This window comes from Serratia sp. BNK-33-b (assembly GCF_048684565.1).
Classification (GTDB): Bacteria; Pseudomonadota; Gammaproteobacteria; order Enterobacterales; family Enterobacteriaceae; genus Serratia; species Serratia marcescens.
The window spans coordinates 4,231,352-4,256,275 of sequence record NZ_JBLQTZ010000001.1; the positions used below are offsets into that span (position 1 = coordinate 4,231,352).

The 24,924-nt window shown below is 60.5% G+C and carries 24 protein-coding genes and 3 tRNA genes; 7 read left to right on the plus strand and 20 right to left on the minus strand.

The genetic code is table 11. From position 1 onward, the window contains the following. Window positions 1-30: 30 nt before the first annotated feature. From ACMGGK_RS20420 to serB, 4 genes are all read right to left on the minus strand, one after another. Window positions 31-1,464, minus strand: a complete 1,434-nt coding sequence (locus tag ACMGGK_RS20420; protein WP_049300119.1) for a glycosyltransferase family 39 protein — start codon at window positions 1,462-1,464, stop codon at window positions 31-33. Between the two features lie 133 nt (window positions 1,465-1,597). Next, window positions 1,598-2,872 carry a multifunctional transcriptional regulator/nicotinamide-nucleotide adenylyltransferase/ribosylnicotinamide kinase NadR gene (gene nadR, locus ACMGGK_RS20425; RefSeq protein WP_016929160.1) on the minus strand — a complete coding sequence of 425 codons (1,275 nt, stop codon included), beginning with the start codon at window positions 2,870-2,872 and terminating at the stop codon, window positions 1,598-1,600. Window positions 2,873-2,930: 58 nt separating this feature from the next. Beyond that, the gene (gene radA / locus ACMGGK_RS20430; RefSeq protein ID WP_028127870.1) at window positions 2,931-4,316 is read right to left on the minus strand and encodes a DNA repair protein RadA; all 1,386 of its coding nucleotides are present in this window, start codon (window positions 4,314-4,316) and stop codon (window positions 2,931-2,933) included. A 19-nt stretch (window positions 4,317-4,335) separates the two neighbouring features. Further along, window positions 4,336-5,313 (minus strand): phosphoserine phosphatase, encoded by a 978-nt coding sequence (gene serB, locus ACMGGK_RS20435; protein WP_004933052.1) that lies wholly within the window; start codon window positions 5,311-5,313, stop codon window positions 4,336-4,338. 110 nt (window positions 5,314-5,423) lie between these two features. Here serB and ACMGGK_RS20440 point away from each other — a divergent pair, with 110 nt between their 5' ends. Beyond that, window positions 5,424-6,107, plus strand: coding sequence for a YtjB family periplasmic protein (locus ACMGGK_RS20440; protein WP_151254331.1), 684 nt, complete (start codon window positions 5,424-5,426; stop codon window positions 6,105-6,107). A gap of 169 nt (window positions 6,108-6,276) precedes the next feature. On the opposite strand, the gene deoD is transcribed toward ACMGGK_RS20440, so the two are convergent. The 13 genes from deoD to ACMGGK_RS20505 all read right to left on the minus strand — a co-directional run bounded on the left by deoD (window position 6,277) and on the right by ACMGGK_RS20505 (window position 18,777). Continuing rightward, window positions 6,277-7,008, minus strand: coding sequence for a purine-nucleoside phosphorylase (deoD, locus tag ACMGGK_RS20445; RefSeq protein ID WP_004933059.1), 732 nt, complete (start codon window positions 7,006-7,008; stop codon window positions 6,277-6,279). 166 nt (window positions 7,009-7,174) lie between these two features. Further along, entirely contained in the window at window positions 7,175-8,398 is a 1,224-nt protein-coding gene (deoB, locus tag ACMGGK_RS20450; protein ID WP_016929163.1) for a phosphopentomutase, read from the minus strand. A 193-nt stretch (window positions 8,399-8,591) separates the two neighbouring features. Continuing rightward, window positions 8,592-9,917, minus strand: a complete 1,326-nt coding sequence (gene deoA, locus ACMGGK_RS20455; RefSeq protein ID WP_048796556.1) for a thymidine phosphorylase — start codon at window positions 9,915-9,917, stop codon at window positions 8,592-8,594. Window positions 9,918-9,983: 66 nt separating this feature from the next. Then, window positions 9,984-10,763 (minus strand): deoxyribose-phosphate aldolase, encoded by a 780-nt coding sequence (deoC, locus tag ACMGGK_RS20460; RefSeq protein WP_016929165.1) that lies wholly within the window; start codon window positions 10,761-10,763, stop codon window positions 9,984-9,986. 370 nt (window positions 10,764-11,133) lie between these two features. After that, the gene (locus ACMGGK_RS20465; protein ID WP_004933076.1) at window positions 11,134-12,411 is read right to left on the minus strand and encodes a NupC/NupG family nucleoside CNT transporter; all 1,278 of its coding nucleotides are present in this window, start codon (window positions 12,409-12,411) and stop codon (window positions 11,134-11,136) included. 183 nt (window positions 12,412-12,594) lie between these two features. Then, a complete protein-coding gene (locus ACMGGK_RS20470) occupies window positions 12,595-13,377 on the minus strand; it encodes a metal-dependent hydrolase (protein ID WP_016929166.1) in 783 nt (260 codons plus the stop codon). Beyond that, a complete protein-coding gene (locus tag ACMGGK_RS20475) occupies window positions 13,374-14,492 on the minus strand; it encodes a patatin-like phospholipase family protein (protein WP_028127872.1) in 1,119 nt (372 codons plus the stop codon). The genes ACMGGK_RS20470 and ACMGGK_RS20475 overlap by 4 nt, the downstream gene beginning before the upstream one ends. 10 nt (window positions 14,493-14,502) lie before the next feature. Further along, a complete protein-coding gene (locus ACMGGK_RS20480; RefSeq protein WP_025305210.1) occupies window positions 14,503-14,688 on the minus strand; it encodes a CsbD family protein in 186 nt (61 codons plus the stop codon). A 68-nt stretch (window positions 14,689-14,756) separates the two neighbouring features. Further along, window positions 14,757-14,918 (minus strand): DUF1328 domain-containing protein, encoded by a 162-nt coding sequence (locus tag ACMGGK_RS20485; RefSeq protein WP_004933089.1) that lies wholly within the window; start codon window positions 14,916-14,918, stop codon window positions 14,757-14,759. 161 nt (window positions 14,919-15,079) lie between these two features. Beyond that, complete coding sequence (gene osmY / locus ACMGGK_RS20490; protein ID WP_016929169.1) at window positions 15,080-15,694, minus strand: molecular chaperone OsmY; 615 nt, start codon at window positions 15,692-15,694, stop codon at window positions 15,080-15,082. 516 nt (window positions 15,695-16,210) lie between these two features. After that, a complete protein-coding gene (prfC, locus tag ACMGGK_RS20495) occupies window positions 16,211-17,800 on the minus strand; it encodes a peptide chain release factor 3 (protein ID WP_004933094.1) in 1,590 nt (529 codons plus the stop codon). A gap of 151 nt (window positions 17,801-17,951) precedes the next feature. After that, a complete protein-coding gene (rimI, locus tag ACMGGK_RS20500) occupies window positions 17,952-18,395 on the minus strand; it encodes a ribosomal protein S18-alanine N-acetyltransferase (protein WP_044029730.1) in 444 nt (147 codons plus the stop codon). Beyond that, on the minus strand, window positions 18,340-18,777 hold the full coding sequence (locus tag ACMGGK_RS20505; protein ID WP_016929171.1) for a DNA polymerase III subunit psi: 438 nt from the start codon (window positions 18,775-18,777) through the stop codon (window positions 18,340-18,342). The genes rimI and ACMGGK_RS20505 overlap by 56 nt, the downstream gene beginning before the upstream one ends. Window positions 18,778-18,923: 146 nt before the next feature. Here ACMGGK_RS20505 and rsmC point away from each other — a divergent pair, with 146 nt between their 5' ends. Next, window positions 18,924-19,964, plus strand: coding sequence for a 16S rRNA (guanine(1207)-N(2))-methyltransferase RsmC (rsmC, locus tag ACMGGK_RS20510; protein WP_028127873.1), 1,041 nt, complete (start codon window positions 18,924-18,926; stop codon window positions 19,962-19,964). A 50-nt stretch (window positions 19,965-20,014) separates the two neighbouring features. Here the strand turns inward: rsmC and ACMGGK_RS20515 are convergent, their stop codons facing one another. Continuing rightward, on the minus strand, window positions 20,015-21,007 hold the full coding sequence (locus ACMGGK_RS20515; RefSeq protein ID WP_097102791.1) for an aldo/keto reductase: 993 nt from the start codon (window positions 21,005-21,007) through the stop codon (window positions 20,015-20,017). A gap of 118 nt (window positions 21,008-21,125) precedes the next feature. Here ACMGGK_RS20515 and ACMGGK_RS20520 point away from each other — a divergent pair, with 118 nt between their 5' ends. From ACMGGK_RS20520 to ACMGGK_RS20535, 4 genes are all read left to right on the plus strand, one after another. Continuing rightward, window positions 21,126-22,070, plus strand: a complete 945-nt coding sequence (locus ACMGGK_RS20520; RefSeq protein ID WP_143779178.1) for a LysR family transcriptional regulator — start codon at window positions 21,126-21,128, stop codon at window positions 22,068-22,070. Between the two features lie 72 nt (window positions 22,071-22,142). Beyond that, a tRNA-Leu gene (locus tag ACMGGK_RS20525) sits at window positions 22,143-22,229 on the plus strand. A gap of 36 nt (window positions 22,230-22,265) precedes the next feature. Further along, window positions 22,266-22,352 (plus strand) — tRNA-Leu (locus ACMGGK_RS20530). 42 nt (window positions 22,353-22,394) lie between these two features. After that, window positions 22,395-22,481, plus strand: a tRNA-Leu gene (locus ACMGGK_RS20535). Window positions 22,482-22,570: 89 nt separating this feature from the next. Here the strand turns inward: ACMGGK_RS20535 and ACMGGK_RS20540 are convergent. Further along, on the minus strand, window positions 22,571-22,855 hold the full coding sequence (locus ACMGGK_RS20540; RefSeq protein ID WP_004933115.1) for a DUF1435 domain-containing protein: 285 nt from the start codon (window positions 22,853-22,855) through the stop codon (window positions 22,571-22,573). A gap of 258 nt (window positions 22,856-23,113) precedes the next feature. On the opposite strand from ACMGGK_RS20540, the gene ACMGGK_RS20545 reads away from it, so the two are divergent. After that, complete coding sequence (locus ACMGGK_RS20545) at window positions 23,114-24,193, plus strand: diguanylate cyclase (protein WP_028127874.1); 1,080 nt, start codon at window positions 23,114-23,116, stop codon at window positions 24,191-24,193. A gap of 45 nt (window positions 24,194-24,238) precedes the next feature. Here the strand turns inward: ACMGGK_RS20545 and ACMGGK_RS20550 are convergent, their stop codons facing one another. Beyond that, a complete protein-coding gene (locus tag ACMGGK_RS20550) occupies window positions 24,239-24,835 on the minus strand; it encodes a TetR/AcrR family transcriptional regulator (protein WP_016929176.1) in 597 nt (198 codons plus the stop codon). Window positions 24,836-24,924: the final 89 nt, after the last annotated feature.

A 24,924-nucleotide genomic window follows, 5' to 3' on the forward strand; every position in this document is an offset into this window, starting at 1 on the left:
CCTGAATCGCGGCGGCGCAGCGCGCCGCCGTTACTGCGGACGAACGAAGCCGACGCACAGCATCTGCTCGTCGCTCTGCGGATCGGCGCGGAAGGTCAGCGTCTGCTGCCAATCGAGGCGCATCTTCGGCCAGTGGGCCAACTCACCGCCAAAGTCGCTGTGCGCGCAGTCTTCACCCAACCGCCCGAACAGGGCGACGCCGTGCTGCGCAATCTGCGGATAGCTGATGTTGACGTTGTAGATATTCGGCCGCGCATGATTGGACCAACGCGTAATGGTCCGCGGCCGGGAACCGGCGTACACCGTCATCCACTGCGACAGGTATTCGCCGCCGACGTAGCGCAGTTCAACGCCATACCGCTCTTGCCACTGCCGCTCCACCCCGGCGCTGAACGCCTTGATACCCACCATTTTCTGACCGGCGTTGCGCACGTTGCCCAGCATCACCGCGGCATACCCCAGATAGACCGCCAGCGCCGCACACATCAGCCCAATGGTTGCCGCGCGCAGCGAACGCACCGGCGGCTGGCGCACGCAACCGACCAGCAGCGCGGGCGCCAGCATGAAGAAAGGCTGCAGCCATTCGGTCAGCCGGCCGCCGACGTTGAAAGAGAACCAGAAGGTAATGATGCCGAGCGGCAACAGATAGACCCACAGCAACACCCGCATCGGCAACGCCGGTGGCCAGGCCAGCACCGCCCCGCTACGCCGCAGGATCCCCCACAGCACCAGCGACGGATAGAACACCAGCAGCAGCGACTGCAGCATATCGAGGTTGAGCTGCATCTTGATCTGCGAATCCACCCACTTGAAGGCGGCAAAGTCGTGGTTCCACAACCAGAACACGTTCGGCAGCACCAGCGCCAACCAGATCGCCACCGCCAGATAGAACTGCGGCTGGCGATAGCAGCGGCGGATCTGCGGCACGAATAGCGTCGACAGCGCAGCGAAATAGACAAAGGCGAAGGTCGAGTACTTCGCCATCATCGCCAGCCCGGCGGCCAACGCGAAGGCCGGCCACCAGTTGGCCGAACGCGAAATAGCCAGGTGGAAAAACAGCGCCATCCACGGCCACAGCATCACCAACAGGTAATTGTCGTTGTAGGGAATGATGTCGAAATTGATGATGCCGGACAGGTTGAGCGTCAACAGCGCCATCCAGGCCAGCGAGGTGCTGCCGCTCAGCCGGCGCGCCAACAGCCAGACACCCAGCATGCCGATGGCGATGGCGATGAAGTGCCCGCCATACCAGTACAGGTTCAGCGGCAGCCACGAGAACCCGATCGCCGGCTGCATCGCCGCCCCGACCAGCCACGGGTTTTTCGGTGAGCCCCACTCGCCGTTGAGGCCCCAGTTGAGCGCCTCGACGGCGTCGTAAGGCAGGGTAGGATCGAGATGAACAGTCAGCAGCGTCCAGGCTGCGGCATAGCAGACCAACCAAAGAGCGAGCAAGCGATAAGACATGTCTTCTTCTGAGCGTTATTGTAAAGAAAATCTTACCGTAGTCGCTGTCGAATGAACCATGTTTAAACAAGCCGTTAAATATGCGCCCGGGCGGCCGTTTCTGCCGCCGCGACCGCACATTCCGCTAATTTTCTCAGCCTGCGGCGTGATGCTGGGCGGGCGCGTTCGCCAACCGGCCGGCGTCCGCCGCCAGCAACTGTTGCACCAGCTCGACGCAGCGCAGAAAACGCTCTTCGTAATCGCTGGACTCAACGTGCACATACTCGATGTCGTTGGCGCGCAGCATTTCCTCCAGCAGGCGCTGGAACGCCAGACGATCGGCGGTGCTGCCGAGGCTGCGCAGGCCATCCGCCACCCACGGCGTGTTGTTTTCCAGCAGGATCACCAGATCGAAACGGTATTCGTCGATCAGCGCCTGCACAAAGGGGTGTTCACGCCCCTCGTACTTTTTGCAAAACGCCTGGGTGGTGACGAAATCGGTATCGATAAACGCCACCTTGTTGGCGTACTTGACCGCGAAATCCACGTATTGCGCCTGCCCGAGGGCAATTTTGTCGTAGTCGGAGTATTGCAGCGCCATCTCGTCGCCGCCCAGGTGCGAGAACACGTAATCGCGGCCATATTCCCAGGCGCTGGTGGTGTTGAAGATGTTGGCCAGCTTGTTGACCAGCGTCGATTTGCCGCTCGACTCGCCGCCGAGGATCGCCACGGTGCGCACGAAGAACGGCTTCACCTCGGTCGGGATGTAGTCCCAATAGCGGAATGGATCCTGGCGGATCTGATTGCCGCTGATGTTCATGAACGAACGCTCTGGATCGACCAAAATGGTTTCGATGCCCAGATGCTCGCGGTAGCGCGGCGCATCCTGCGCTTCGCTGGAATAAATGAAGCTCGGTACGATGCCCTTCTGTTCCATAAAGGCCTTCATGCCGTCGCTCCACACGTTCCAGCCGTGCGGATAGGGTTCGATGCCCTGCTCGTCGAACGAGTGGATATGGATGTTTTTCTGGTACTTGAAGGTCTGCAGCAGCCAGCGCAGGCGATCGCTGACCGTCGGCTGTTGCGACATTGAACTGTTCTCGAACAGCTCGCGGTCGCGAGGTTCGTCGTGGCACAAAATAACGTGCAACTCGTCCACCTGGCTGCAGGCGCGCTGGATCAGATAGATGTGGCCGGTATGCAGCGGGTAAAATTTACCAAACACCACGCCGACTTTAACCTCTTTACGCGGGAACTCCAGCCCGAGAAAACGGTGCAGCGCCTCAAGTTTTTGCGCGCTCGGGCTTTTGATTTTGTCGTTCAAAAGCTGGCTCAGATAGCCCTTGGTCATGCCGCTGGCATCCGCCACCTGCTGCAGCGTGCAGCCCTTTTGCTTGATGGACGTCTTCAGGTAATCAAATTGCGGCATGGCCACCTCCGTTTAATATGCTAAACAAAATAGCATATCTTGCTCGCCGTCGGCGACATTAATAAAACCCTTCCAGCACGTCCAGCGCGTCCGCCAGCTTCTTGACCCCGAACACCTGCATGTTGGCCGGCGGCTTTTTCGGCATATTGCCGTGCGGCACGATGGCGCGCTTGAAGCCGTGCTTGGCCGCTTCGGAGATGCGCTCCTGGCCGCTCGGCACCGGGCGGATCTCCCCCGCCAGCCCCACTTCGCCGAACACCACCAGATCGTTCGGCAGCGGCCGATCGCGCAGGCTTGAGACCAGCGACATCAGCAGCGCCAGGTCGGCGCTGGTCTCGCTGACCTTCACCCCGCCGACCACGTTGACGAACACGTCCTGATCCGACATCTGCAGCCCGCCGTGCCGGTGCAGCACCGCCAGCAGGATCGCCAACCGGTTCTGCTCCAGGCCCACCGCCACGCGGCGCGGGTTGGACATCATCGAATGATCCACCAGCGCCTGGATCTCCACCAGCAGCGGCCGGGTGCCTTCCCACACCACCATCACCGAGCTGCCGGAGGTGACTTCATCGCCGCGGCTGAGGAAGATAGCCGAAGGGTTGCTCACTTCGCGCAGCCCCTGTTCGGTCATGGCGAACACCCCCAGCTCGTTGACCGCGCCGAAGCGGTTCTTGTGGCTGCGCAGGGTGCGGAAGCGGGAATCGGCGTCACCGTCCAGCAGCACCGAACAGTCGATACAGTGTTCCAGCACTTTTGGCCCGGCCAGCGAGCCGTCTTTGGTGACGTGGCCGACCATCACGATCGCCACGCCGCGCGTCTTGGCGAAGCGCGTCAGGTAGGCGGCGGTTTCCCGCACCTGCGCCACGCTGCCCGGCGAAGACTGAATGTCCGCCATGTGCATCACCTGAATCGAGTCGATCACCATCAGCTTCGGCTGTTCCTGCTCAGCGATCAGGCAGATCTGCTCGATGCTGGTTTCCGACAGCATGTTCAGGCCGCCGGTCGGCAGCCCCAGACGGTGAGCGCGCATCGCCACCTGCTGCAGCGACTCCTCACCGGTGACGTACAGGGTTTTCATCTGTTCGGACAACTTGCACAACACCTGCAGCAACAGGGTGCTCTTGCCGGCGCCGGGGTTGCCGCCGATCAGAATGGCGCTGCCGGGCACCACGCCGCCGCCCAGCACGCGGTCGAACTCGAGAAAGCCGGTGGTGAAGCGCGGCAGCGCCTCCAGGCTGATTTCCGACAGCTTCTGCACCTTGCTGACGCCGGCGTCGCCGGCATAGCCGCTGAGGCGATCGTTGCGCGCCGCTGCGGGCGACGCGGCCAAACGCACTTCCGTGATGGTGTTCCAGGCCTGACAGGCGCTGCACTGCCCCTGCCAACGCGGATAGTCCGCCCCGCACTCATTGCACACAAATGCCCGTTTTGCCGCTTTTGCCACGTCTTACCTCAATCTTTCGTTATCGCACTTCGTGTTTCAGGCTGCCGGTGAGAATACACAGCACGCCCATCAGATCCGCATGCCGGATCGATACCTGCGCTTTTTCATACACTTTCGGCTTGGCGTGGTAGGCGATGCCCAGCCCCGCCGCCTGCATCATTTTCAAATCGTTGGCGCCGTCGCCGATGGCCACGGTTTGCGCCAGCGGGATCTCCAGCTTCTCCGCCAGCCGCAGCAGCGTGTCGGCTTTGAACTGCGCGTCCACCACCGGCCCCAGCACTTCGCCGGTCAGCTTGCCGTCGCGGATCTCCAGCTCATTGGCCGCCGCCGCCACCAGCCGCAGCCGGTTGCGCAGGTATTCGGCGTAGTAGGTGAAGCCGCCGGAGGCGATCGCCACATGCCAGCCCATCGCCTGCAGCTTGCCCACCAGGCTGGTCAGCCCCGGCATCAACGGCAGCTCGTCGCGCACCTGCTTGAGGATGTTGGCATCGGCCCCTTTCAGCGTGCCGACGCGCTGGCGCAGGCTGGCGGTAAAGTCCAGCTCGCCGCGCATCGCGCGTTCGGTGACTTCCGCCACCTGCTCGCCGACGCCCGCCAATTTGGCGATCTCGTCGATGCATTCGATCTCGATCGCCGTCGAATCCATGTCCATCACCAGCAGCCCCGGCGTGCGCAGGTGCGGGATCTTGCCGAGCGGCGCCACGTCCAGCCCGCTCTCCGCCGCCAACAGCTTGGCGCGCGGCGTCAAGGTGCCCGCCAGGCGCACCACCTGATAGTCGTCCACGCCCCAGGCGGTGACGATCACCATCGCCGCGCCCAGCTTGCGTTGGAATTGGGTAATGCGCGCCTTGTCCAGCTTCCTGCCGTATAACAGCCACCCGGTATTGCCCGCCCGGTAGTCCAGCGGCATCACTTCGTCGCCGCTGAGCGAAAGGGGAAGACCCGGCCATTGAGAGATCTCCGCCGGAAGATCGCAATAGGTCAGACTGTTTGACATCATTGACTCCTGAATGGACAAAAACGCTGCATGATAAAACGACGCATCAAGCTATCCTATCGCCAGCGGTTCTGGCAACATAAAGTGTCCCCGATGCCCAAGGAACCTGCATGGCTCGCGCTAAACTGAAATTTCGCCTGCACCGCACCGCTATTATCCTGATTTGCCTGGCTTTGCTGGTGCTGCTGATGCAGGGCGCCTCTTATTTTAGCCTGAGTCACCAAATGGCGCGATCCGAGCAGGTGGAAGAGCTGGCGCAGACGCTGACCAAACAGGTCGCCTACAGCCTGGCGCCGCTGCTGGACGACGACGGCAACAACCCGCGCATCGACGCCATCCTCAAGCAGCTCACCGATCACAGCCGCATTCTCGACGTCAGCGTGTATCAGTTGGACGGCACGCTGGTCTCCCACGCCGGGGAGCAGATAAGTATACGCGATCGCCTGTCGCTCGACGGCAAACGCGCCGGCAGCTACTTCAACCACCAGTTGGTCGAATCCATTCAGGGCAAAGACGGCCCGATCGGCTTTATCCGCATCACCCTCGACACCCACGTGCTGGCGACCGAATCCAAACAGGTGGACAACACCACCAACCTGCTGCGCCTGATGATCCTGCTGGCGCTGGCGATCGGCATCATTCTGGCGCGTACCCTGCTGCAACACCGCCGCAGCCGCTGGCAGCAGTCGCCGTACCTGTTGACCGCCAACACGCCACTGGAAGAAGGCAATACGGTGGAAGACGACGAAGAGGATGCGCCGGAGATAAAGCAGGAAGCGCCGAAGAAGGAGTAACTCAGGCCAGGCGCTGAATGCGTTCTCGCCGTTTTATTGTCCTTTCAGTGAATAGATTGCCCGTAACGGCTACACCCATAATCAATTGAAAGGTAAAGCGTTAGCCAAAAACGGCCGTGCGGAATGAATAGATTGACGGGCGGGCGCCATGACGACGCCCGCCGCGGTATTACGCTTTGTCGCCCAGCAGCACGGATTCCAGCGCGATAACGATCATTTCGTTAAAGGTGGTCTGGCGTTCCGCCGCCGTGGTCGCTTCGTGACGCAGGATGTGGTCGGACACGGTGCAGATGGTCAGCGCCTTACAGCCGAACTCTTCGTACAGCTCCGCCGCCACGCCGTAGATGCCGGCCGCTTCCATTTCCACGCCCAGGATGCCGTACTTCTTCATCACCTGGAACATGTCCGGATCCGGGGTGTAGAACAGATCGGCGGAGAAGATGTTGCCCACGCGCGCCGGGATGCCCTGCGCCGCCGCCGCGTCGACCGCGTTGCGCACCATGTCGAAGTCGGCGATCGCCGCGTAGTCGTTATCCTTGAAGCGCAGACGGTTCACCTTGGAGTCGGTGCACGCGCCCATGCCGATCACCACGTCACGCAGTTTGATATCGTCACGCACCGCGCCGCAGGAACCCACGCGAATGATCTTCTTCACGCCGAATTCGGCAATCAGCTCGCGCGCATAGATGGAGCAGGACGGGATGCCCATGCCGTGGCCCATTACGGAGATGCGGCGGCCTTTGTAGGTGCCGGTGAAGCCCAACATGCCGCGCACGTTGTTCACTTCCACCGCGCCTTCCAGGAAGGTTTCGGCGATGTATTTTGCGCGCAGCGGGTCGCCCGGCATCAGTACTACGTCAGCGAAATCACCCATCTCAGCATTAATGTGCGGCGTAGCCATAATTTTCTTCCTTTAGAAATCTTATTTAATAAAAACGTCAAACATCCAAGCCTTGAATTTCGAGTTGCAGCCAGGCAGCTAGCGGGTGAATCCCCAGGAACTTACTTGAGTAAGCGACTGGGGTTCACGCGTGAAGCTAACAACGCTGCGGCTTGAAAGACAGGGCTTAGAACATGGTCTTACCGTAATCCATCGGCGACAGGCCAAAATAATTGGCGACGGTCTGGCCGATGTCGGCGAAGGTCTCGCGGTGGCCCAGCGAACCCGGTTTCACTTTCGGACCGTAAACCAGCACCGGGATGTGCTCGCGGGTGTGGTCGGTGCCCGGCCAGGTCGGGTCGCAGCCGTGGTCGGCGGTGAAGATGATGATATCTTCGTCTTTCACCAGCTTCAGCAGCTCCGGCAGGCGGCGGTCGAACAGCTCCAGCGCGGCGGCGTAGCCCGCCACGTCGCGGCGGTGGCCGTAAGAGGAGTCGAAGTCCACGAAGTTGGTGAACACGATGGTGTTGTCGCCGGCCTTTTCCATTTCAATCAGGGTCGCGTCAAACAGAGCATCGATGCCGGTCGCCTTCACCTTCTTGGTGATACCGACGTTGGCGTAGATGTCGGCGATTTTACCGATCGACACCACTTCGCCGCCCTTCTCGTCCACCAGCTTTTTCAGCACGGTCGGCGCCGGCGGCTCTACCGCCAGATCGTGGCGGTTGCCGGTGCGCTGGAAGTGGCCCGGCTTATCGCCGACGAACGGACGCGCGATCACGCGACCGATGTTGTAACCGCCTTCGGTCAGCTCTTCACGCGCGATTTCGCACAGCTCATACAGACGATCCAGGCCGAAGGTTTCTTCATGGCAGGCGATCTGGAACACCGAGTCGGCGGAGGTGTAGAAAATCGGCTTGCCGGTTTTCATGTGCTCTTCGCCCAGCTGATCGAGGATCACGGTGCCGGATGAGTGGCAGTTGCCCAGGTAGCCCGGCAGATTGGCGCGTTCGACCAGTTTGTCCAGCAGCGCCTGCGGGAAGCTGTTGTGCTCGTCCTTGAAGTAGCCCCAGTCGAACAGCACCGGCACGCCGGCGATTTCCCAGTGGCCCGACGGCGTGTCTTTACCGGAAGAGAGCTCGCTGGCGTAAGCGTAAGCACCGATGATGTCGGCGTTGCGATCCAGCCCCTGCGGGAAGTTGCCGGTGGACTCCTCCGCCGCTTTGCCGAGGCCCAGACGGCTCAGGTTAGGCAGCGTCAGCGGGCCCTGGCGGCCCACGTTGGCTTCACCGCGCGCGCAAACCTCGGCGATGTGGCCCAGGGTGTCGGACCCCTGGTCGCCAAAACGTTCGGCGTCTTCGCTGGCGCCGATGCCGAAGGAGTCCAATACCATAATAAATGTGCGTTTCATCTGTGCTCTCCTGCGTGTTCTCACGCTATTGCGACCGCAAAACTGCAATCGCCCTTATTCTCTAAATTTATACCCAATGGATTTCAAGTTGTAGCTAGGCGGCTAGCGCGTGTATCCCCAGGAGCTTACTCAAGTAAGTGACTGGGGTGCACGCGTGCAGCCAACAACGCTACGGCTTGAAAGACGAGGGTCATCACGCTTGAGTGATGCGCTTATACACCACCGGCGTCGCCTCCGGCGCCTTGTCGCTCAGCGTCATTGCGCTGCGCACCGCATCGGCCGCCAGCTGCCAGCTCTCTTCATCGTTGGCGTGGATCATCGCCAGCGGTTGCTGGGTATCCACCTTATCGCCCAGACGCGCTACCTCGGTCAGGCCAACGCTGTAATCGATGGCGTCGCTCGCCCGGCGGCGGCCGCCGCCCAGCGACACCACCGCCATACCCAGCGCGCGGGTATCCATGGCGCTGATGATGCCCGGCTTTTCAGCATACACCGGCTTGCTCAGCGTTGCCGCCGGCAGATAGCTATCATAACGTTCGACGAAGTCTATCGGCCCTTGCTGCGCCGCCACCATGCGGCCAAACACCTCAGCCGCTTTGCCGTTGTCCAGCACCGCCTGCAGCTTGGCGCGCGCATCGGCCTCGTCTTGCGCCAGGCCGCCGGACAGCAGCATCTCCACGCACAGCGCCAGCGTCACTTCCAGCAGGCGCGGGTTGCGGTATTCGCCGGTCAGGAAGCGTACCGCTTCGCGCACTTCCACCGCGTTGCCGGCGCTGGAAGCCAGCACCTGGTTCATGTCGGTCAGCAGCGCGGTGGTCTTGCAGCCCGCGCCGTTGGCCACGCCGACGATCGCCTGCGCCAAATCTTGCGACAGGGCATAGGTCGGCATAAAGGCGCCCGAGCCAACCTTCACGTCCATCACCAGCGCATCCAGCCCTTCCGCCAGTTTCTTGGCCAGAATAGAGGCGGTGATCAGCGGGATCGAATCCACGGTGGCGGTGATGTCGCGGGTGGCGTAAAAACGCTTGTCCGCCGGCGCCAGCGAACTGGTCTGGCCGATGATCGCCACGCCGACGTCCTGAATGATTTTGCGGAAGGCGTTATCGTCCGGGAAAATATTGAAGCCCGGAATGGCTTCCAGTTTGTCCAGCGTGCCGCCGGTATGCCCCAGGCCGCGGCCGGAGATCATCGGCACATAGCCGCCGCAGGCCGCCACCATCGGGCCGAGCATCAGCGAGGTCACGTCACCCACGCCGCCGGTCGAATGCTTGTCAACGATCGGGCCATTCAGCGCCAAACTCTTCCAGTCCAGCACGGTGCCGGAATCGCGCATCGCCATGGTGAGCGCCACGCGCTCCGGCATGCTCATGTCATGGAAATAAATGGTCATCGCCAGCGCGGCGATCTGCCCTTCCGACACCACGTTGTCGCGAATGCCGTTGATGAAAAAGCGGATTTCCGCTTCGCTTAACGGCTGGCCGTCGCGTTTCTTACGAATAATTTCTTGAGCCAGGAACAAGGCATCCCCCTGTGTCGCCGAGAGTCGGTGCAGACGGGCGCGCCTGGCGCCCGCCAACGAAATCGATCAGTAGCCGCCGCCGGCGGTCTGGGTCTGGTGGCCCAGCGCGGTCAGCAAGCTGGCCAGCAGGCTGGAAGCGCCAAAGCGGAAATGCCGCGCATCGGCCCACCCTTCGCCCAGAATACGATCGGCAAGTTGCAGATAATGCAGCGCGTCTTCCGCGGTGCGCACGCCGCCGGCCGGCTTGAAGCCCACCGTCTTCGCCACGCCCATATCGCGGATCACCGACATCATCAGCTCGGCGCTCTCCAGGGTGGCGTTGACCGGCACCTTGCCGGTGGAGGTCTTGATAAAGTCCGCCCCGGCCTTGATGGCGATCTCGGACGCCTTGCGGATCAAATCGGCCTGTTTCAGCTCACCGGTTTCGATGATCACTTTCAGCAACACGTTGGCCGCCTGGCAAGCCTGCTTGCACTGTTTCACCAGCTCGAAGCCGACCTGTTCGTTGCCGGCGATCAGCGCGCGGTATGGGAACACCACGTCCACTTCATCCGCGCCATAGGCGATCGCCGCGCGGGTTTCCGCCAGCGCGATGTCGATATCGTCATTGCCATGCGGGAAGTTGGTCACGGTGGCGATGCGGATGTCCGGCGTGCCTTGCTCGCGCAGCGCCTTACGCGCCACCGGGATAAAACGCGGGTAGATGCAGATGGCCGCCGTGTGGCCGGCCGGGCTGTTGGCCTGACGACAGAGCGCGATCACTTTCTCGTCGGTGTCATCATCATTCAGCGTGGTTAAATCCATCAAGTTCAGCGCACGTTGCGCTGCTGCGGTTAATTCGGTCATAAAACTCTCCAACTGAGTACCTGGGTGTTGGCGAGCGGACTTGGTTCCATGAAGATAGCGCTGGGGAACGGCGTTCCCGCGGCGGCAACTGAGATCCTTCTCACCGCACATGGCCACCCGCCTTGCGGCCGGCCAGTAATAGCTATTTGAACACGAATGCCGCAGGCGATTCGCGTTCATCGTCACACTATATGAAATAGCACTGTAACAGACCGGAATTATATGTGAAGAACATCACAAAATAACGCGATATCGTTCACAAATTCGCTAAAGAAGCGGCTGAAGATCGCGGATGCGGCAAGCACCCGCGTTGCTTAGAGTATAGGCGGAGTCCCGCGATCGGTCGCGCCGTCGCGGGCTCCGTGATGGCTTACAGCGCCAGGAAGAAGCCGGCGATGGTGGCACTCATCAAGTTGGACAGCGTGCCCGCCGCCACGGCCTTCAGACCGAAGCGCGCGATGTCGTGGCGACGGTTGGGCGCCATGCTGCCCAGACCACCCAGCAGGATCGCCACCGAGGAGAGGTTGGCGAAGCCGCACAACGCGAAGGAGATGATCGCCTTGGTGTGCGTCGACAGTACCTGCAGGCCTTCCGCCGCCACCACGTCATCCGGGCGCAGATAGGCGCCGAAGTTCATGTAGGCGACGAACTCGTTGACGATGATCTTCTGTCCGATGAACGAACCGGCGGTCATCGCTTCGCTCCACGGCACGCCGATCAGGAAGGCGATCGGTGAGAACACCCAGCCGAGGATCAGCTCAAGCGACAGCTGCGGATAATCGAACCAGCCGCCGATACCGCCGAGAATGCCGTTAAGCAAGGCGATCAGCGCGATAAACGCCAGCAGCATCGCACCGACGTTCAGCGCCAGCTGCATGCCGGAAGCCGCGCCGGAAGCCGCCGCATCGATCACGTTGGCCGGACGATCCTCTTCGGCGATCAGCTTCATCGCATCGTCTTTATCGTGGGTCTGCTCGGTTTCCGGCACCATCAGCTTGGCGAACAGCAGCCCGCCCGGCGCGGCCATGAAGGATGCGGCGATCAGGTATTCCAGCGGCACGCCCATCTGCGCGTACCCCGCCAACACCGAACCGGCTACCGAAGCCAGGCCGCCGCACATCACGGCGAACAGTTCTGACTGGCTCATGGTGGCGATATAGGGGCGCACCACCAGCGGCGCTTCGGTCTGGCCGACGAAAATGTTGGCGGTCGCCGACAGCGATTCGGTGCGCGAGGTGCCCAGCAGCTTGTGCAGGCCGCCGCCCAGCACGCGGATCACCAACTGCATGATGCCGAGGTAGTACAGCACCGCAATCAGCGAGGAGAAGAACACGATCACCGGCAGGACGCGCAGCGCGAACACGAAGCCGCCGCCGCCGAACACCTCGAACATCTTGTCGGACACCAGCCCGCCGAAAATGAACGAAATGCCCTGATTGCCGTAGGCGATAACGTTTGCCACGCCGTTAGACATACTGCCGAGGATGCTGCGGCCCAGCGGCACGTACAGCACCAGCGCGCCGATGCCGACCTGAATGATGAACGCCCACACGACGGTACGCAATTTGATGGCCCGACGGTTGCTGGAGAGCAGCACCGCAATGGCGATCAGCACCGCCATACCGACCAGACTCATGATGAGTTGCATGCAAAGTTTCCCTGTTGCAAAAAATAAAATACATCCCTGCTCATGAAGAGAGGTCTGCTATTGGAGAGTTTCGGGGGGATTATACTGAGCGAGGTCACCCTCGCACCGATTTATGTCACAAATGTATACAACGAGACGCAAATGAAAATCTTATAACGTGACGCAGGTCACGTTATAAACCCATCAATCCGGCATGGCAAACAGTGACTGGGTATTGCGTTGCAGGTGAGCGGCGATCTCGTCGGCCGGTTCCGGCCGCAGCGCGCAAAGCGTGTGAAACACCTCGGCGGCGCGCTCGGGGCGATTCGGCTGCCCCTGATAGCCGGCCAGCGGCATGTCCGGCGCATCCGTCTCCAGCAGCAGCGCCTCAAGCGGCAGTTGCGCCATCACGCCGCGCGTTTTCTGCGCCCGCTCATAGGTGATGGTGCCGCCCACGCCGATGTAATAGCCGAGGCGGATAAACGCCTGCGCCTGCGACAGGCTGCCGGCGAAGCCGTGCACCACGCCGCGGCGCGGCAGTTGCATGCGCCGCAGCGCCGCGGCCAGCTGATCGTGGGTGCGGCGCGAGTGCAGGATCACCGGCAGGTCATGCTGTTTCGCCAGCCTCAGCTGGGCCAACAGCACGCTTTGCTGGCGCTCGAACTGCGGGTTGTCCATATACAGATCGAGCCCAATCTCCCCCACCGCCACCAGCTTGCGCGGCCGTTCGGCCAACAGCGCCGCCAACTGTTCCAGCTGCGGCTCATGATGCTGCGCGATATACAGCGGGTGCAGCCCCAGCGCGGCGAACAGCGGCGCGTGATCCTGCGCCAGCCGCAGCACCCGCGCAAAGCGATCGGCAGTGACCGTCGGGACGATGATGCGCTGCACGCCGGCGCTTGCCGCCCGCGTCAGGCTTTCGGCCTCGTGTCCGGTAAAGGGTGGGAAATCGAAATGGCAGTGGGTGTCGGTAAAGGCGTAGCTCACAGCGCGCCCCCTTCACCCGGCGGCAGATCGCCCGGCAGAATGAGTTTCGGCGCCGCCACCGCAGCCTCCGGCTGCGCCGTGAGATCGGGCGACATGGCGATGTCGGTCACGATCGGCGAAGGCATTCTGACATTCTCGGGCTGGATCAGGCGGCGCGACAGCGATTTTCGCACCTTTATGCCGTCCGGTTCCTGCTGCGCCATCCACTGGCCGACGGTGGCCAGGAAGTAGCGGCCGCAGCGGCGCCCCAGGTGATAATCCTGATTGAGCGCCCCCAGTCGGCTGCCCAGCGCATTGCTGGCCAGCGGCTTAGGCGGGAAGATCTCGAAGATACGCAGCTTGCCCGGCGGCTTCTCGATAAAGCGCTGGATGCGGTGATAGCTTTGCTCATGATGCTGCAGGATGCGCACCATCTGCTGCAGGCTGCTGTCGCTCAGCCAATGCTCCATACGCTTCATCCACTGCGGGGTGTAGTACATTTGCGAAGGCACGGTGCGGATCACCACGATGGTGTCGGCGCCGCGGCGATAGGCCTCTTCCACCGGAATCGCATCGCTGATGCCGCCGTCCTGATAGCTGACGCCGTCCAACTCCACGCCCTGACGGTAGAAGCCGGGAATGGCGCTGGACGCCTTGATGGCCGGCAGCCAGCGTTCGCGCTGCGCCGGCAGATAGGCCGGTTCGAAATCGTCGCTGCGGCAGGCGCACAGCAGGAATTCGCGCCCGTCGATAAAGTGCTGTTCCGCCACGTCCATCGCCAGCGGCATCTGCGCCGCCGCCGTATCAACCAGCCAATCGAGATCGATCAGATGCCCGCCGCGCACGAAGCGCAGCGGATTGAAGAACTGTGCCGAAGTGGTGTAACGGGTGATCACCCGGCGCGCGTAGCCCATCTGCCCACAGATATAGGCAGACAGATTCTGAGCGCCGGCCGATGTGCCGATCAGCAGATCGAAAGGGTTAAAGCCCGCGCGCTGAAACTCGTCCAGCACGCCGGCGGTGAAAATGCCGCGCTGGCCGCCGCCTTCGCAGACCAGCGCCATCTTGCCTGGCCGAAAGGGTTTAGACGCCAGCGGTTCTATATTGCCGAGCGTGATGGGTATTCTGTATCCCAACTTGGCATCCTCAGTGAGACGTTTTCTCCGAGGATACCGCGTCTCGCTCTCTTCCGTAATCCTCTTGCAGTACACCGGCGAGGAAATCGTTGCTGCCGGCCAGCCAGGCGCAATCGCTGCCGGACCATTCGGCCCACGCCTGCCATACCTGGCCTTTCAGCTGTTTCCAGCGCCCGACGATGATGTCGCTGTTCATGGCCGGCCCTCCCCGAGGTGAGAAAAGGAATTAAGCTTTGTTACAGTTTACGGGAAAATGCCGGCCGGCTAAGGGCGCCGACGGCCGGTGAACAGGCTGACCAGGAACAGGATGATGCCGACAACGAACACCACCTTGGCGGCCCAGGCGGCGGTGCCCGCCAGCGAACCGAATCCCAGTGCCGCAGCGATAAGCGCGATGACTAAAAAGATAATGCCCCAACGAAACATAAGCTTCTCCTTACCATTGTGAAAAAATTCTCTGCTGTCTGCCGCCCCGACAGCGGGACGTCGACGGCAAATCAGTTTCTTTTTTTGGTGGTACACGTCGGGCCGCCTTCACGGCCCGACAGATGCGGCTTGTTGTTACTTGTTACGGGCGCCTGGCGGGATTACGGCTTGACCACCAGGTCGTTTTTCACGCTTTTCACGCCGTCGATGGCCTTGGCGATGCTTTCGGCACGCTCAGACTGCGCCTGCGTTTTCACCTCACCGGAAAGCTGCACCACGCCATCGGTGGTTTCCACTTTCACATTGCGCGACGGCACGATGTCATCGGCCAGCAGCTTGGCTTTCAGCTCGCTGGTGGTGGCAGTGTCGCCGGCATACGATTTGATCGACTGGTTGGCTTCGTCCTTCACGTGCAGCTTGTCGCTGACGGTCTTGACGCCTTCCACCTTACCGGCAACCGCGACCGCATGTTCCGCCTGCGCCTGGCTGCCGACAAAGCCGCTCAGGATCACGGCGCCTTTTTCGGTTTTCACCGAAATGTCAGCGCTTTTGATGGTCTTATCTTCCACCAACGCACTTTTAACTTTAGCCGTTATCGCGCTGTCATCCATGTAACCGTCAACTTTTTTCATGGAGCTATCGATTTTGGCACCGGCACTATCCGCGGCGTTAGACGCCTTGTTTAACAGGCTGTCTTCGGCCAGTGCAGTGCCGCTCACCAGAGCAGAACCCAAAACAACAGCCATCAGCGAGTGTGCAAATTTGGTCTTTTTCATCGATCTCTTCCTTTTGTTGGGGGCTCGCAGCGCCAGAGCGCCGGAACCCTTCAGCCGCCTTCACGCGGCCTCTCGGTAAATACTTCATCATCGCTATACGATTAAGCGTTCACGACAGGAGTCTTGCAACGGCCGTGCCAATCCAAAAAACACCTTATTTATCAAAGATAAAAATTTTTCAGTTGGATTTTTAATCAACAAACTGTCGTCTATTGACGACAGACTAAGCCACACAAAACTGAAACATACCTATCTTATTGATATTTAAAGACACTAACTGTCTCCTATCGGCAACACATCAGAATAACTCACCAAACAAGCAACGTATTTCAGTGATTTACTCTCAAGCAATGTGCGAACATCCTGTTAAAGATAGACCATCAGACGGAAAATGCAGGCCGAACGAACGCCGCCTGGCGACATCGGTTCGCAGGGTAAAATATGAGTAAGGTTTATTAATTAGCGCGGTTAGGGTGGGAGGAGCGTGCAGGGCGCACCGGGCGCCCTGCCGATTGATCAGTGTTCGCGGGTTTTGCGGAAGGTCACGTCAGGATAACGTTCCTGCGTCAGGTTGAGGTTCACCATGGTCGGCGCGATGTAGGACAGGTTGTCCCCACCGTCCAGCGCCAGGTTGATCTCGTTCTTGCGCTTGAACTCTTCGAACTTCTTCACGTCGTCGCACTCGACCCAGCGAGCGGTCGACACGTTAACCGACTCGTACAACGCTTCCACGTTGTACTCGCTCTTCAAGCGCGCCACCACCACGTCGAACTGCAACACGCCGACCGCGCCGACGATCAGATCGTTGTTGGCGATCGGGCGGAATACCTGCACCGCGCCTTCTTCGGACAGCTGCACCAGCCCCTTCAGCAACTGTTTCTGCTTCAGCGGATCGCGCAGGCGAATGCGGCGGAACAGTTCCGGCGCGAAGTTCGGGATGCCGGTGAACTTCATGTCTTCACCCTGGGTGAAGGTATCGCCGATCTGAATGGTGCCATGGTTGTGCAGACCGATGATGTCGCCCGGGTAGGCTTCTTCCACGTGCGAACGGTCGCCGGCCATAAAGGTCAGCGCGTCGGAGATCACCACGTCTTTGCCGGTGCGCACCTGGCGCAGCTTCATGCCCTTCTCATAACGGCCGGAAACCACGCGCATAAAGGCCACGCGGTCGCGGTGCTTCGGATCCATGTTGGCCTGGATCTTGAACACAAAGCCGGTGAATTTCTCTTCCGCCGCCGTCACTTCGCGGGTGTCGGTTTTGCGCGGCATCGGCGCCGGCGCCCAGGCCACCAGGCCATCCAGCATATGATCCACGCCGAAGTTGCCGAGTGCGGTACCGAAGAACACCGGCGTCAGCTCGCCGCTCAGGAAAGCCTCCTGATCGAACTCGTGAGAAGCGCCCTGCACCAATTCCAGCTCATCGCGCAGCTGCGCCGCCAGATCTTCGCCCACCGCCGCATCCAGCTCTGGGTTGTTCAGGCCCTTGACGATGCGCACTTCCTGAATGGTATGGCCTTTACCGGTCTGGTACAGGTAGGTTTCATCCTTGTACAGGTGGTAAACGCCCTTGAACAGCTTGCCGCAGCCGATCGGCCAGGTGATGGGCGAACAGGCGATCTTCAGTTCGCGTTCGACTTCATCCATCACCTCCATCGGATCGCGGATGTCGCGGTCCAGCTTGTTCATGAAGGTCAGGATCGGCGTGTCGCGCAGGCGGGTGACTTCCATCAGCTTGCGGGTGCGATCCTCAACGCCCTTGGCGGCGTCGATCACCATCAGACAGCAGTCGACCGCGGTCAGTGTGCGATACGTATCTTCGGAGAAGTCTTCGTGCCCCGGGGTGTCCAGCAGGTTGACCAGGCTGTCGCGATACGGGAACTGCATCACCGAGGTGGTGATCGAGATCCCACGCTGCTTTTCCATTTCCATCCAGTCGGATTTGGCGTGCTGGCTGGAGCCGCGGCCTTTTACCGTACCGGCGGTCTGGATCGCCTGTCCGAACAGCAGCACTTTTTCGGTAATGGTGGTTTTACCGGCATCGGGGTGCGAGATGATGGCGAAAGTTCTTCTTTTGGAGACTTCGCGGGCAAATTCACTAGGAGACATGGTTTTCAGGTTCTACGGTTAGTCCGCCCTGCGACATCATCAGAACGCGCCGATCGCGGCGCCGGGCAAAGCGGTGAATAAAAGATAACAGCCGGGCATTTTCGCCGATTTGCCAACCGGTGACAATCAATGCTTTTTCCGACCGGGCTGATTACCCCAGCGGCAGCGCCATCACGATCGCATCTTCGCGGCCGTGGGCGCTCGGGTAATAATTGCGGCGCACGGTGACTTCGTTGAAACCGAGATCTTCATACAGCGCGATCGCCGCCTGGTTGGAGGCGCGGACTTCCAGCCACAGCGTGACCACGCCGCGGCTCTCCAGCTGTTCGATCAACGCGTTGAGCAGCAGGCGGCCAAAGCCCCGGCGCTGGTGCTGCGGATGAATGGCGATGTTGAACAGCGTGGCTTCGTCCAGCACGATCTGCGTGATGGCGAACCCCGCCATCTCCCCATCGGCGCTCAGCTTCAGGTTAAGGTAGCGATCGCCCTGATTGCTGGCAAAGGTGGTTTCCGTCCAGGGGAAAGCGTGGCTGGCTTGCTCAATGGTGAAGGCCGTGGCCAGGTCGGCCGCCGTCAGGGTAGAAATCGTGTTCATGATGACAAATCTGCTGCCAGAGGGCGCGTTTGGCCCCCGCGTCTTGAGAAAGCTCGGCCAGCGCCGGGCTGTGTAGCTGCGCGCCGGCGACCGCGAGCGGCTCCGCCACGCCCAGCCGCCAACTGTTGCATGCGGTCTCTGCAGGCAGCATCGCCACCTGTTCCGGCGTCAGGCTGTAAGTTTGCGCCGGCGTCAGCCCCAGGCTGCGCAGCACGTCGCAAAACAGCGGATCGTCGGGCGCCGGCAGCGTCTGCGCCACCACCAGCAGGCGCGTCTCGGGCGGCAGACTGACCGCCACTTCGCCCTGCAACACGCCCGGGCGGCGCAATGTCCACTGCGTAATACCCAGTTGTTGTAACAGCCAGTCGCGTTTTGATGCCATGCCGATTCCTACCCGTTGTGGTGCGCCATGCCTGCCATGCGCCGCGCTATGCTAACAAACCCGCGCAGCCCGCGCCAACAAACCCGTCGAACATATCGCCACAAAGCTCTATAATCCCCGGTCTCATTTCCAGGAGCCAATATCTGATGTCTGCATTAACCCCCGCCAGTGAAGTCATGCTGCGCCACAGTGATGAATTTATCGAACGCCGCGTGCTGTTTGCCGGCGACCTGCAGGACAGCCTGCCGGCCCAATTCGAGGCCGCGGACGTGCGCGTCCACACACAGCAATACCATCACTGGCAGTTACTGAACCGGACGATGGGCGATAACGTGCAGTTCGGTTTGACCGTCGATCCCGCTTTCGTCGCCGACTGCGACACGCTGGTGTACTACTGGCCGAAGAGCAAGCAGGAAGCGCAATTCCAGCTGTGCAACCTCCTGGCGCTGCTGCCGGTGGGCGCGGACGTGTTCGTGGTCGGTGAAAACCGCAGCGGCGTGCGCAGCGCCGAGCCGACGCTGGAAGGCCACGTCACGCTGGTGAAAATCGACAGCGCGCGCCGCTGTGGCCTGTATCACGGCCGCCTGGACGCGCAGACCGAATTCGACCTGAACGACTGGTGGGACAGCTATCAGCTGCACGATCTGGAAGTGAAAACGCTGCCGGGCGTGTTCAGCCGCGACGGTCTGGACGTCGGCAGCTCGCTGCTGCTGTCGACGCTGGAAAAACACATGAAAGGCAAGGTGCTGGACATCGGCTGCGGCGCCGGCGTGATGGCCTCGGTGATGGCCAAGCTGTCGCCGAAGGTGAAACTGACCCTCAGCGACGTCAACGCCGCCGCGGTGGAATCCAGCCGCGCGACGCTGGCCGCCAACGGCATCGAAGGCGAAGTGATCGTCAGCAACGTTTACTCCGACATCACCGGCCGTTTCGACATGATCATCTCCAACCCGCCGTTCCACGACGGGCTGCAGACCAGCCTGACCGCCGCCGAAACCCTGATCCGCGGCGCGGTGAAGCACCTGCCGATCGGCGGTCAGCTGCGCATCGTCGCCAACGCCTTCCTGCCATACCCGGACATTCTGGACGCCACCTTCGGCAGCCACGAAGTACTGGCGCAAAACGGCCGCTTCAAGGTGTACCAGGCCACCGTCGGCCGCCCGCCGCGCGCGCCGAAGAAGAAATAATTCGCCGTTGGCGGAAAACGACAGAGCGCGGCCCGAGGCCGCGCTTTTTTTTAGCCGTTGATGTAGGTCATCGACTCCGCGCCGTAGCGATCGCCGGCCGCCGCGCTCAGCGGAAACACCGCTTCTATCGCCGCCAGTTCAGCCGCGCTCAGCGCGATCTCCGCCGCAGAGACGTTCTCTTCCAGATAGCGACGGCGTTTGGTGCCGGGGATCGGCACGATGTGCTCACCCTGCGCCAACACCCAGGCCAGCGCCAGCTGTGAAGGCTTGACGCCCTTCTGCGCCGCCAGCTCGCCCACCTTCTCCACCAGCGCCAGGTTGCGGGCGAAGTTTTCCCCCTGGAAACGCGGGTTGCCGCGGCGGAAATCGTCCTCGGCCAGATCCTCCGGCCGCCGGATAGCGCCGGTGAGGAAACCGCGCCCTAACGGGCTGTAAGGCACAAAGCCGATGCCCAGGCGCTCGCAGGCCGCCAGTACGCCCTGCTCGGCGTCGCGCGTCCACAGCGAATACTCGGTCTGCAGCGCGGTGATCGGATGTACCTTGTGCGCCCGCTCCAGCGTGGCGACCGACGCCTCGCTCAGGCCGATGTGGCGGATCTTGCCTTCGCGGATCAGATCCGCCATCGTGCCCACGACGTCTTCGATCGGCACTTGCGGATCGACCCGGTGCTGATAATAGAGATCGATCTCCTCCACGCCCAAGCGCCGCAGGCTGCCTTCCACCGAGCGCCGGATATACTCGGGCCGGCTGCTGACGCCGCGCGCCGACGGATCCGCCGGATCGCGCAGAATGCCGAACTTGGTGGCCAGGAACACCTGTTGCCGCTTGCCCTTGATCGCCTCCCCCACCAGCTCTTCGTTGGTGTGCGGCCCATACATGTCGGCGGTGTCGAGCAGCGTGACGCCCAACTCCAGCGCCCGGTGCAGCGTGGCGATGGCTTCCTGCCGATCGGCGCCGGTGGAGTAGAAGTCGCTCATGCCCATGCACCCCAGCCCCAGGGCGGAGACGACGGGACCGTTGGAACCGAGTTTACGTTGTTGCATTGTGCTGCCCTCATGCGGTGAATGGATAACGCAGCAAAGTCTGGTTGTTTACGCGACAAAGATAAATAATGCAGATTGCACATCACTGTTCAAAAATCACCAACAATCCGGAGTGGACATGGATCAGGTTCAAGCCATGCGCATTTTTACCCGCATCGTCGAACTGGGCAGTTTCAGTCGAGCGGCCGAACGCCTGCAGCTGCCGCGCGCTACGGTCAGCAACGCGTTGAAACGGCTGGAACAGCGGCTGGGCGTGCGCCTGCTGATCCGCACCACCCGCCAGGTGCAGGTGACCAGTGAAGGCAGCCTCTACTATCAACGCTGCGTGCAGTTGCTGGGGGCGCTGGAGGAGGCGGACACGCTGTTCAGTCACCATAAGCTGCAGCCGTCCGGCAAGGTGCGCATCGATATGCCCCATTCGCTGGCGCGCCAGATCGTCATTCCGGCGTTGGACGACTTTTACCGGCGTTATCCCGACATCACCCTGGCACTGGGCGCCAACGACACCCACGTCGATCTGTTGCGCGAAGGCGTGGACTGCGTGCTGCGCGCCTGGGAAACCGAAGACGACAGTCTGGTAGCGCGGCGCATCGCCCAGCTGCCGCAGGTCACCTGCACTTCCCCCGCTTATCTGCAGGCCCACGGCACGCCGCTCGACATCGATCGCCTGGAGCCGCATCGCGCTGTGGGGTATTTTTCCCTGGCCAACAACCGCGATTACCCGCTGGAATTCTGCCGCGGCGGCAAGCTGGAACTGCGCGAGCTGCCCGCGCGGCTCAGCGTCAGCGGCGCCGACGCCTACATCGCCGGCGCGCGGGCCGGCATGGGATTGATTCAGGCGGCGCGCTATTCGCTTGCCCCCTGGCTGGAACAGGGCGAACTGGTGGAAGTGTTGGCGGACACACCGCCCCCGCCGATGCCGATTTACATCATGTATCCACCCGGCCGTTTCCTGGCACCACGGGTCAGGGTGTTGATTGATTGGCTGATTTGGCTGTTTGACCAGCAGAAAAGCGGCGATATGGCTGTTTTTCCAGCAAACGCCCGCAAAGCGGGGAAATAACTGTTGACGTGCCCGCCAAAATCTCTAGAATTCGCCTCCGTGGTAACGTTACTCCGGTAATGTTTCTGGTACGCGAAGGTGGCGGAATTGGTAGACGCGCTAGCTTCAGGTGTTAGTGTCCTTACGGACGTGAGGGTTCAAGTCCCTCTCTTCGCACCAAATAACCACATGATTTATATTGCACTCAGCATCGATGCGAAGGTGGCGGAATTGGTAGACGCGCTAGCTTCAGGTGTTAGTGTTCTTACGGACGTGAGGGTTCAAGTCCCTCTCTTCGCACCAAGCTGGCGACGTAATATAAATCAAAGCAACAACATCGACTGTGCGAAGGTGGCGGAATTGGTAGACGCGCTAGCTTCAGGTGTTAGTGTCCTTACGGACGTGAGGGTTCAAGTCCCTCTCTTCGCACCAATTGATGATCTCTTCGGCGGTTCCTTCGAAAAAATCCCAACGCATTGATGATAAACACGCTTAAGCGTGGTTTTGCCGTTTCTGGCGTTTCACCCAAAGCTGAAGTTGAGGCTGACTGCCGCCAGGCCGCCCGCCAGCGCCATGCAGGAAGGCAACAGCAGATAGTGGCGCAGCCGGCTGTTGAACAGCATCACCAGCGTGGCCAACATCGCTATCACGATCAGGGTGCGCAACTGCAGCATATCTAGGTTGATCAGGGCCAGCAGCGGCATCAAAGCACAAGGCAGCAAAACGCCCCAGGCGCTGGCCAGGCGATCCCCGAGGCACCAACTGACGCCCCACAGCCCGCACGCGGCAATCATGGCAGTGAGCATGACAACCTCCTTAAGTGATAATGATAACCAATATCATATAACACTTTTTTGGCCGCCGCATCATTTTCACTGCGCTGACCAAACTCAGATGACACCAGCAGGAAAAAATGATAATTTGACATAAGAAAATTCCTAGTCCTGTTTGCATGATAATAATCACAACCCTCAACCATGCAATTCAAGTGGATATTCGCGCCAAGGGAATGCTTCTCAACCTTAATTATTCGACAGAACGACTTTGCAAAGAGTGACCTCCGTATGAACGCCCGTTCTTATCAGGAATTACTGAACAGCAAGCAGCGCCTGGCATTATTTCTTTTTCTGATAATGAATGCCGCCTCTTCCGTATTTACATTATTGTTCCCTTTTAGGGATACGCCCGCATTTACCCTACCTTTATTATGTATACCGCTATTTTGTCTGGTAGCAGCGCTATTTTCTCTGCAAACGCCACGTAAATATTTGTGCAAACTCAACCTGTTCGCCAGCGTGCTCGGCCTGCTCTGGGCCGCACATATTTACGTTAAAAGTCAATATTGCCTACCGAATAACCAAGATTTTTTATTAATTAGTTTGTTTAGCATCTTTTTTATCAGCGCTATTTCTCTGACGGATAACTTTACCGCCTTTTGTTTACACGCCGTACCTTCCGCAATGATGATCCTGGCTTTAGACGGTATGCATAATACCCTGCGGATATTATTCACCACGCTATTACCTATTATCGCTTTCTCCATTCATCACCTGATGTTGAAACGCAGTGAAATCTTTACCCACGCGCTGGTGGCCAACCTGTATAACGAGCGGGACAAATTCAATAATTTGAGCATGCTTGATCCCCTAACCGGCCTTTATAACCGTCGAGGGCTGGAGAATAAGATCACTATGCTGCTGGAACCGCAAACCGGCCGCCACTACGTGCTGCTGCTGGATATCGACCACTTCAAGGTCTACAACGACAGCTACGGCCACGCCATGGGCGACCGGGCGCTGGTGCAGGTGGCGATCGCCATCCGCGATGCGGTGCGTTCGCGCGACATCGTGGTGCGCTACGGTGGGGAAGAGTTTTTGGTGCTGTTGACCAACGTGCACGAAGGCTATGCGGCGCAGTTGGCCGAACGGGTGCGTCAACGCGTGGCGGAACTGAATATCCCGCACGGCGCCAGCCCGCAGCACAGCGGCACGCTGACGCTCAGCGCGGGCATCTCGGCATTGGAAAAGCTGGACGTCGAATCAGCGATCGGCGCGGCCGACGCCGCGCTCTATCTGGCGAAGCACAGCGGCCGCAACAATATTCAGCTGGCGCAAAACGTCGAGCCCGCCGCCGTTCACCCTTAAGCCGCCGCCGTAACGGCGCGGCGGCTGACATCAACACTTATACGGCTATACGGCGGTGGAACGCAGCCCGTTCAGCAACAGGTTCAAACTGACCAAGGCTTGTTCCAGCCCCACATCTTTTTCCGGATGATGGGCGACCCACAGCGCGGCATCCATCAGGCCGCCGTTGATTAAATGCGCCAGCGATTCCGGCTCGGCGACGGCGATGCGCCGCTGCGCCATCAAGGCCTGCAATGCGCCCGTCATCCAGCTGATGCACGCCAGCTTGCTGGCCCGCAGATATTCAGCTCCCAGCACCGAAGGTGAATCACGCAACAGAATGCGTTGCGCTTGCGGCTCCGTCATCATGATCAGATAACCGCGGCAACGCGCCGCAAAAGCCTCCCAGTCATCCGCAGTACTCGCGGTTATGTCAGCCAGATGCGCATCCATCTCCGCGTCTATCGCCTGCACCACCGCCAGGAACAGCCCCTTTTTATCGCCAAAATGGTGATAGAGCGCGCCGCGCGTCAGGCCGGCCTGGGCGGTGAGATCATCCATCACCGTCTCGGCATACCCCACGCTGCCAAACTGCCGGCGGGCCGCCGCCACCAGCTTTTGTCGGGTTTCTTCAATCATTTCGGTGCGCGCTTTACGTGCCATGGGTCCACTCCGCCTCATTATTGATGACGTTATAATTGACATACGCCATGTATGTCAATTAACGTAACATACGTGGCGTATGTCAATGA

Excerpts from the sequence above, each read along its gene's own strand:
- ACMGGK_RS20420 (WP_049300119.1), bottom strand. The coding sequence starts at position 1,464 with ATGTCTTATCGCTTGCTCGCTCTTTGGTTGGTCTGCTATGCCGCAGCC.
- nadR (WP_016929160.1), bottom strand. The coding sequence starts at position 2,872 with ATGCCGCAATTTGATTACCTGAAGACGTCCATCAAGCAAAAGGGCTGC.
- serB (WP_004933052.1), bottom strand. The coding sequence starts at position 5,313 with ATGTCAAACAGTCTGACCTATTGCGATCTTCCGGCGGAGATCTCTCAA.
- ACMGGK_RS20440 (WP_151254331.1), top strand. The coding sequence starts at position 5,424 with ATGGCTCGCGCTAAACTGAAATTTCGCCTGCACCGCACCGCTATTATC.
- deoD (WP_004933059.1), bottom strand. The coding sequence starts at position 7,008 with ATGGCTACGCCGCACATTAATGCTGAGATGGGTGATTTCGCTGACGTA.
- deoB (WP_016929163.1), bottom strand. The coding sequence starts at position 8,398 with ATGAAACGCACATTTATTATGGTATTGGACTCCTTCGGCATCGGCGCC.
- deoC (WP_016929165.1), bottom strand. The coding sequence starts at position 10,763 with ATGACCGAATTAACCGCAGCAGCGCAACGTGCGCTGAACTTGATGGAT.
- ACMGGK_RS20465 (WP_004933076.1), bottom strand. The coding sequence starts at position 12,411 with ATGCAACTCATCATGAGTCTGGTCGGTATGGCGGTGCTGATCGCCATT.
- ACMGGK_RS20480 (WP_025305210.1), bottom strand. The coding sequence starts at position 14,688 with ATGAACAGCGACATCATCGTCGGGCGCTGGAAACAGCTGAAAGGCCAG.
- ACMGGK_RS20485 (WP_004933089.1), bottom strand. The coding sequence starts at position 14,918 with ATGTTTCGTTGGGGCATTATCTTTTTAGTCATCGCGCTTATCGCTGCG.
- osmY (WP_016929169.1), bottom strand. The coding sequence starts at position 15,694 with ATGAAAAAGACCAAATTTGCACACTCGCTGATGGCTGTTGTTTTGGGT.
- prfC (WP_004933094.1), bottom strand. The coding sequence starts at position 17,800 with ATGTCTCCTAGTGAATTTGCCCGCGAAGTCTCCAAAAGAAGAACTTTC.
- rimI (WP_044029730.1), bottom strand. The coding sequence starts at position 18,395 with ATGAACACGATTTCTACCCTGACGGCGGCCGACCTGGCCACGGCCTTC.
- ACMGGK_RS20505 (WP_016929171.1), bottom strand. The coding sequence starts at position 18,777 with ATGGCATCAAAACGCGACTGGCTGTTACAACAACTGGGTATTACGCAG.
- rsmC (WP_028127873.1), top strand. The coding sequence starts at position 18,924 with ATGTCTGCATTAACCCCCGCCAGTGAAGTCATGCTGCGCCACAGTGAT.
- ACMGGK_RS20515 (WP_097102791.1), bottom strand. The coding sequence starts at position 21,007 with ATGCAACAACGTAAACTCGGTTCCAACGGTCCCGTCGTCTCCGCCCTG.
- ACMGGK_RS20520 (WP_143779178.1), top strand. The coding sequence starts at position 21,126 with ATGGATCAGGTTCAAGCCATGCGCATTTTTACCCGCATCGTCGAACTG.
- ACMGGK_RS20540 (WP_004933115.1), bottom strand. The coding sequence starts at position 22,855 with ATGCTCACTGCCATGATTGCCGCGTGCGGGCTGTGGGGCGTCAGTTGG.
- ACMGGK_RS20545 (WP_028127874.1), top strand. The coding sequence starts at position 23,114 with ATGAACGCCCGTTCTTATCAGGAATTACTGAACAGCAAGCAGCGCCTG.
- ACMGGK_RS20550 (WP_016929176.1), bottom strand. The coding sequence starts at position 24,835 with ATGGCACGTAAAGCGCGCACCGAAATGATTGAAGAAACCCGACAAAAG.